1 protein-coding gene is annotated in these 5,585 nt (G+C 53.7%); it reads right to left on the bottom strand.

Translation table 11 applies throughout. The annotated features are described in order from the left end of the window. Positions 1–5,585: cadherin domain-containing protein (locus Q8W32_RS16415; RefSeq protein ID WP_305415671.1), on the bottom strand; the 5,585-nt coding region annotated here is incomplete at both ends.

Genomic DNA, 5,585 nt, shown 5'->3' with positions numbered 1-5,585 from the left:
TCGGTGGCGATTACAGTAAAGTTGTAGCTGGACTTGGTCTCGTAGTCCGCATCGGCCAACAAGGTGACTTCGCCGGTTACCGAGTTGATGCTGAACAGTGACGCATCTGTACCAGACAGGCTGAAACTCACGCCATCAGAAATATCAGCAGAGTCATCCGCAGTGGCGGTATACACCACTTGCCCAGCACCAGAGTTTTCATCGATCGCAGTAGCCGTAGCGCCAGATGTAATGCTTGGTGCCACTTCATCGAGGTTATTCACCGCCAGCGTAACAGTTTGATCGGTGTGGTTACCGGCTCCATCGGTGGCGGTGACGGTAAAGCTGTAACTGGACTTGGTTTCATAGTCGGCATCCGCCAACAAAGTGACTTCGCCTGTAGCAGAGTTGATGCTGAACAGTGACGCATCTGTACCAGACAACGAATAAACCGCTGCCGCATCATCCGTGGTCGCGGTGTAAATCACCACGTTCTCACCGGAGTTTTCGTCAATGGCGGGGATGGTGGCATCCGAGGTAAAGGTCGGCGCTGTTTGATCGGCTAATGTGACTCGCTCATCAGAAACCAGACTCAGATTGCCGGCATTGTCGACGGCATAGGCGTAATAATCGCCATAGGCCAGCGCCGTGGTATCCACCGTGACGGTGCCTGCTGCTGCCAGTGTTGCGGCGACCCAGAGATGACTGCTGGCGCTGGTAATATCAGATTCACTGGTTACGGTGACCGTATCGCTGACCAGATACACCGTACCCGCTTCGCTGCTTTGCAGTGTCACCAGCTCACCGGTTTCATAGGTGCTATCCATCACCAGCGAGCCATCAGCATTAAAGGCCTGCATAAAGATCGAATTATTACCGTCACTATTCTCTCCATACCAGGTCACCACATAGGCTCCATCGCTGCCCACTGCGGTGATTTGCGGATCATAGTCATCACCGGTGGTATTACCCAAGGCCTCCAGTTGTACCGTGGCACCGTTAAAGGAACCATCGGCATCAAATGCCTGAACAAAGACCGAATAGTCATTGTTGCTATCCTCACCGTACCAGGTCACCACATAGGCGCCATCGCTGCCTACTGCGGTGATTTGTGGAGCATAATCTTCACCGGTGGTATTACCCAGCGCTTCCAGCTGTACCGTGCTGCCATCGAGAGAGCCTTCGGCATTAAAGGCCTGAATGAAGATCGAGGTATTCCCTCCATAGCCAACACCGTCATACCCATACCAGGTCACCACATAGGCACCATCGCTGCCCACCGAGGTGATTTGGGGTAGCAAATCATGCCCAGCGTTATTGCCCAACGCTTCCAACTGTACCGTGGTGCCACTCAATGAACCATCAGCATCAAACGCCTGCACAAAGATCGAATCATCACCGCCGCTATCGGCCCCGTACCAGGTCACCACATAGGCGCCATCAGTGCCCACGGCGGTGATTTGAGGGTACCAATCATCAGCGGTGGTATTACCCGGCACTTCCAGCTGTACTGTGTCACCGTTGAAAGAACCATCGGCCTTAAACGCCTGCACAAAGATCGAATAATCACCGTCGCTATCATCACCGTACCAGGTCACCACATAGGCGCCATCAGTGCCCACGGCGGTGATTTGAGGGTAGGTGGTATTACCCGGCGCTTCCAGCTGTACTGTGTCACCGTTGAAAGAACCATCGGCCTTAAACGCCTGCACAAAGATCGAATAATCGTTAGCGCTATCTGCTCCATTCCAGGTCACCACATAGGCGCCATCGCTGCCCACCGCGGTGATTTGAGGATCAAAGTCATGACCAGTGGTATTACCCAGCGCTTCCAGCTGTACCGCGGTGCCATTAAGAGAACCATCGGCATTAAAGGCCTGCACAAAGATCGAATAATCATTAGCGCTATCTGCTCCATACCAGGTCACCACATAGGCGCCATCGCTGCCCACCGCGGTGATTTGCGGGCCATAGTCATAATGATTGGGCGCTGTCAGCGGTACAATAGTGCCATTAAGAGAACCATCGGCACTAAAGGCCTGTACAAAGATCGAATAATCCCAGTCGCTATCCCGACCGAGCCAGGTCACCGCATAGGCACCATCGCTGCCCACCTCAGTGATTTGCGGAAAATAATCTTGTACCGTGGCATATCCCAGTTGTACCTGTGCGGGAGCCAATACAATGCTGACGTCTGGAGCGGTATCATCCAGATCGTTGACCGCCAGCGTCACGGTTTGGTTGGTAAAGTTACCGGCCCCATCGGTGGCGGTGACGGTAAAGCTGTAGCTTGGTTTGGTCTCGTAGTCCGCATCCGCCAACAAGGTGACTTCACCGGTGCTGACATCGATCGAGAAATACGCTGCATCGTCGCCAGAGAGCGAGAAAGTCACACCATCAGAAATATCAGCAGAGTCATCAGTAGTGGCGGTATACACCACCTGCCCGGCACCAAAGTTTTCATCGATGGCAGTGGCGATAGCACCAGAAGTAATCGTCGGTGCCACTTCATCGAGGTTATTGACCGCCAGCGTCACGGTTTGGTCGGTGTAGTTACCGGCCCCGTCGGTAGCGGTGACAGTAAAGCTGTAGCTGGACTTGGTCTCGTAATTGGCATCAGCCAATAACGTCACTTCGCCTGTAGCAGAGTTGATGCTGAACAGCCCTGCATCGGCTCCCGAGAGGCTATAAACCGCTGTCGCGTCATCGGTCGCTGCTGTGTAAATAACCGAGCTGGCGCCAGAGTTTTCATCAATGGCATCAGCCAACGTGCCGGAGGTAAATACCGGTCCTGACTCATCCAGATCATTCACATCCAGCGTCACAGCCTGATCAGTGAAGTTACCAGCCCCATCGGTGGCGGTGATGGTAAAGCTGTAGCTGGACTTGCTTTCGTAATCAGCATCCGCCAACAAAGTCACTTCACCGGTGCTGGCATCAATCGAGAAATATGCCGCATCGTCGCCTGAGAGCGAGAAAGTCACGCCGTCCGAAATATCAGCAGAGTCATCAGCGACAGCGGTATACACCACCTGTCCGGCACCAGAGTTTTCGTCGATCGCAGTGGCGATAGCGCCAGACGTAATCGTCGGTGCGACTTCATCCAGGTTATTCACCTCCAGCGTGACGGTTTGATCTGTGTGGTTACCGGCTCCATCGGTGGCTGTGACGGTAAAGCTGTAACTGGACTTGGTTTCATAGTCAGCATCAGCTTTTAGAGTCACTTCGCCAGTATTGGTATCAATGGTGAAGTAAGCCGCGTCAGTACCACTGAGGCTAAACGTTACGCCGTCCGAAATATCAGCAGAGTCATCCGCAGTGGCGGTATACACCACCTGCCCGGCACCGCTGTTTTCATCAATCGCAGTGGCAGTAGCGCCAGATGTAATGCTTGGTGCCACTTCATCCAGGTTGTTGACCGCCAAGGTGACGGCTTGGTCCGTATGGTTACCGGCCCCATCGGTGGCAGTGACAGTAAAGCTGTAGCTGGACTTGGTCTCGTAATTGGCATCCGCCAATAACGTCACTTCGCCGGTGGCTGAGTTTATGCTGAACAGTGACGCATCTGTACCAGACAGGCTGAAAGTGACTCCATCAGAAATATCCACTGAGTCATCAACAGCAGCGGTATACACCACCTGCCCAGCACCAGAGTTTTCATCAATCGCAGTGGCGGTATCACCAGAGGTAATCGTCGGTGCCACTTCATCCAGGTTATTGACCGCCAGGGTGACGGTTTGATCGGTATGGTTACCCGCTCCATCGGTGGCTGTGACAGTAAAGCTATAACTGGACTTGGTCTCGTAGTCGGCATCGGCCAACAAAGTCACTTCACCTGTAGCGGAGTTGATGCTGAACAGCCCTGCATCGGCTCCCGAGAGGCTATAAACCGCCGTCGCATCATCCGTCGCCGCGGTGTAAATAACCGCGTTCTCACCGGAGTTTTCATCAATGGCATCAGCCAGAGTCCCGGAGTTAAATACCGGTCCTGACTCATCCAGATCATTGACCGCCAAGGTGACGGTTTGGTCGGTAAAGTTACCAACCCCATCAGTCGCGGTGACGGTAAAGCTGTAGCTGGACTTGGTTTCGTAATCCGCATCCGCCAATAAGGTGACTTCGCCGGTGGCTGAGTTTATGCTAAAGTACGCTGCATCGTCGCCTGAGAGCGAGAAAGTCACGCCGTCCGAAATATCAGCAGAGTCATCAGCAACAGCGGTATAAATCACACTGCCCGCACCGCTGTTTTCATCGATCGCAGTGGCGATAGCGCCAGAAGTAATCGTCGGTGCCACTTCATCGAGGTTATTCACCGCCAGGGTGACGGTTTGATCAGTGAAGTGACCGGCTCCATCGATGGCTGTGACGGTAAAGTTGTAACTGTCTTTTGTTTCGTAATCAGCGTCGGCCAATAAGGTGACTTCGCCGGTGGCGGAGTTGATGCTGAAATACGCAGCATCGTCGCCAGAGAGCGAGAAACTCACACCATCGGAAATATCAGCAGAGTCATCAGCAGTGGCGGTATAAATCACACTGCCGGCACCAGAGTTTTCATCGATCGCGGTAGCCGTCGCACCAGAGGTAATCGTCGGTGCCACTTCATCCAGATCATTCACATCCAGCGTGACGGTCTGGTCAGTGAAGTGACCGGCGCCATCGGTGGCGGTGACAGTAAAACTGTAGCTTGGTTTGGTCTCGTAATCAGCATCCGCCAACAAAGTCACTTCACCGGTGGCTGAGTTGATACTGAACAAAGCAGCATCAGCCCCCGAGAGGCTATAAACCGCCGTCGCGTCATTGGTTGTGGCTGTGTAAATAACCGAGCTGGCACCAGAATTTTCGTCAATGGCATCCGCCAGAGTCCCGGAGTTAAATACCGGTCCTGACTCATCCAGATCATTGACCGCCAGAGTGACGGTCTGATCAGTGAAGTGACCGGCTCCATCGGTAGCGGTGACGGTAAAGCTGTAACTGGACTTGGTCTCGTAATCGGCATCAGCCAACAAGGTGACTTCACCGGTGCTGGCATCAATCGAGAAGTACGCCGCATCGTCGCCTGAGAGCGAGAAAGTCACGCCATCAGAGATATCAACAGAGTCATCAGCGGCCGCGGTATACACCACCTGCCCAGCACCAGAGTTTTCATCGATCGCGGTAGCCGTCGCACCAGAGGTAATCGTCGGTGCGACTTCATCGAGGTTATTGACCGCCAGGGTAACGGCTTGATCGGTAAAGTTACCGGCCCCATCGGTAGCGGTGACGATAAAGTTGTAGCTTGGTTTGGTCTCGTAATCAGCATCCGCCAACAAGGTGACTTCGCCGGTGGCGGAGTTGATGCTGAAATACGCGGCATCGTCGCCTGAGAGCGAGAAAGTCACGCCATCAGAGATATCGGCAGAGTCATCCGCAATGGCGGTATACACCACACTGCCGGCACCGCTGTTTTCATCGATGGCAGTCGCGGTATCACCAGAGGTAATCGTCGGTGCGACTTCATCGAGGTTATTGACCGCTAGTGTCACGGTCTGATCAGTGAAGTGACCAGCCCCATCGGTGGCGATTACAGTAAAGTTGTAGCTGGACTTGGTCTCGTAGTCCGCATCGGC

Origin of the sequence: Oceanobacter sp. 3_MG-2023 (assembly GCF_030688925.1) — a bacterium.
Classification (GTDB): Bacteria; Pseudomonadota; Gammaproteobacteria; order Pseudomonadales; family Oceanobacteraceae; genus Oceanobacter.
This window is presented reverse-complemented; position numbering and strand designations above follow the sequence as displayed.